General features: G+C 61.3%; 1 protein-coding gene. It reads right to left on the bottom strand.

Going from position 1 to position 2,630, the window contains the following annotated elements; translation table 11 throughout:
- Positions 1-2,630 (bottom strand): conjugal transfer protein TraG N-terminal domain-containing protein (locus ACK4ZD_RS15460; protein WP_409664096.1); only part of this gene is annotated, 2,630 nt, incomplete at both ends.

The raw sequence follows: 2,630 nt of genomic DNA, 5'->3' as shown, positions 1-2,630 counted from the left end.
TGCTGCACGGGCTGCATTGGTTGCCCTGGTAGCAATCCCGATGCCCATTGCTCTCCTTGTTGCCAAGCCGCCTGAAACAGTTGGATCGGTTTTTGCCAGTTCTCGGCAGCATAATTGCCAGCCACGGCCCCCGCGCCAACACCCAATATGCGCCCATCCCGCATAGTGGTAGCAGTTACCTTCTCAATCGCCTCTCGGCGCTCTTTATCGGCGACGAGGCCAGTTAATCCTGGGAAGTTGTAACCTTCCTTAGTCGTAGCGTTTTCTTTCAGAATCTTCTCAGCGGCTTCATCGCCAGATTTCCTGCCCAACCACGGGCCTGCTGCTTTCCCCGCTGCACGTCCCGCAACAGGGCCTCCCCAAAACGTCGTAACGGCAAACAGACCGGTTTCTAATGCCGCCTCCCATGCCGTTCCTTCATAAGTCTTCGCCGTGCGTTGAGCAAACGACCCTGGGGCAGCGTCGGCAATCTTATCGAGCAGGTATGTCGATCCCTTTGGCAAAATTGCTTCACCCGCATTCGATGCTGCACGCGCCGCCACCGATGGATTGTCGAGTTCTTTTTCGACAAACCCTTGCAACCCTTGTCCTGCACCAGCCACGAGGCCCTGACCTCGATTCACGTCTGCCTCGACCTTGCCGATCTGCTCGTTGACGCGCCCAGGCAGGCGGCTGGTGACTCTCTTGTCCGGGTCAACGCCTGCCGCTTTCCCCTGTTGCTGCACATCGCCCAGCCACTGCTTGCCTTGAGCGGCCACACCGTCTTGGTCGCCCACCTGATTTAGCCCTCGCTTGAAGAAGGCGCGCACGTCCTCTGGTGTCTTGAGGTTGCCGTAGCGTTCTTGCAGGAGCTTGGCGGTTTCTTCATTGGCAATGCGCTCCACGAGCGCCCGCATCTCCGGGTTGTTCATGCGCATGAGGGCATCGACTTCATCCCGGCGGAATCCGTTGTAGGTGTGCCCGTCGATGGTGGCTCTCTCCGTGGCAAGGCGATCCATGATACGGGTGGTCAAGTCTTGATCCACGGTCAACGACCCTTCGCGGGCGTAGCCGGCAAGCTCCTTGTAGGCCAGCGACTGCTGCCAGTTCGCCGCCGCCTGATCCGACTGGCGCCGCGCTTCATCGAGGCTTGCGCGCACACCGCGCATCGCCTTGGCTTCCGAGGTTTCGCCGGTGTTGAACTTCTCTTCACGCGCCACTTGACGCACACGCTCCATCGCCTGCTGGAACGCCTTGGCTTCCTTGAAGGCTTCTTCTTTGTCCTTGGCGATGGATTCGGCAGCGTCCGAGCGTCCCATGAACCTGGCCTGCGCGGTCACGCCGGTACCAAAGGCTTCCAATCCTACGCCGGCTTGAACAGACCCCAGCACCTGGGTGGCCTGTTCTTCGGACAGGCCGTGTTTCTGCGCGAAGCGCCGAGCGATGTCTTGGGCTTCGGTAAACGCCTTGCTGATGCGGGCCGCGTCGCTGTCCGTGAAGCCGGTTCCGCTGCTTGAGCCTTTGCCGTGTGCGCGGACGAAATCCCCCACCCGGCTGTAGGCCGCCGCGATTTCCTTTCCAGCGGCCAGCGTCTGTGAAATGGCCGCCGTCTCCACCGCTTCCGATTGCTGTGTGAGCGCCCGCGCTTCACGGCCTGCGGATGAGACACGGAACGACGCCCGGTCCATGGCGGTGCCGACGTTGAACGTGGTCGAGCCGTCGGGGTGAATGTAGGTGTAGCTGCCGTCTGCGCCTCGTTGCGCCAGCACCGGCGTGGGTGTGGTCGAGTAGTCCACCGTACCAGCCGTGCGAAACTGCCCAACGGATTCGTTGCCTTTGGCAATATCTACCGCCTGTCGCTCCGCCGTGCGGGGTGCACTGACCAGCCCGGCGACCGCCTGCAAGCCGACCTCGCCGCCTTTGACCAGGGCCGCCGCGATGGGCGGGATGGCGACCACGAGCATCCCCGCCACCGCTTGGTCGGAGACCGCCATGCTCACGAGTTGTCCCGATCCCTGTAGTGTCGCCGCCGCCGCGCCGAGCGCGTTTTGGTACGTCTGCATCTTGACGGTCATGATGTAGTGCACGACGGCGTACAAGGGCGGCCACAGTTGTATCCATATCAGACTCAGGCCATAGGTCTTGAGGACTCGAATCGACAGATGCCCGGCGACGATGGCAAACGCTAGAATGATCGGGAATACCGAGTATTGGATGATCTCGATGGCCGACTTGAGCTTGGGCATCGAGGACTCGGCGATCTTGGCAAGCACTTGGTAGGTCTGGTTGGTCTGGTAGGCCCCCATCCCAACCGAGTAGCACAAGGCAGCGCGGTTGCTGTCCCCTGCCTGTGCAAAAACGCCGCAGTAAGCCTGCACGAACGCGGATTGGATCGTCGCCTGCTTGACGATCTCAGTTGCTGTGCTGGCTATCCCCAGGCCATGGCTGTACGCGGTGACGATGGCGTTTTGCGTTTTGGCGTTCGCCAGCGGATCACCTGGAAACAGCTTCAGTCCGTAGCTCGTGATGACGGCTGGGACTACGGCGTTGTTGAGCCGGTTCGTCAAGTCATTGTACGCGGTTGGTGCGCATTGCACCGTTCCCACCGTGGAGAGCGTGACGTACAGGGCCGGGTTGGTGTTGCCCAGCGC

Source organism: Caldimonas sp., assembly GCF_046291045.1.
GTDB lineage: Bacteria > Pseudomonadota > Gammaproteobacteria > Burkholderiales > Burkholderiaceae_C > Caldimonas.
This window is presented reverse-complemented; position numbering and strand designations above follow the sequence as displayed.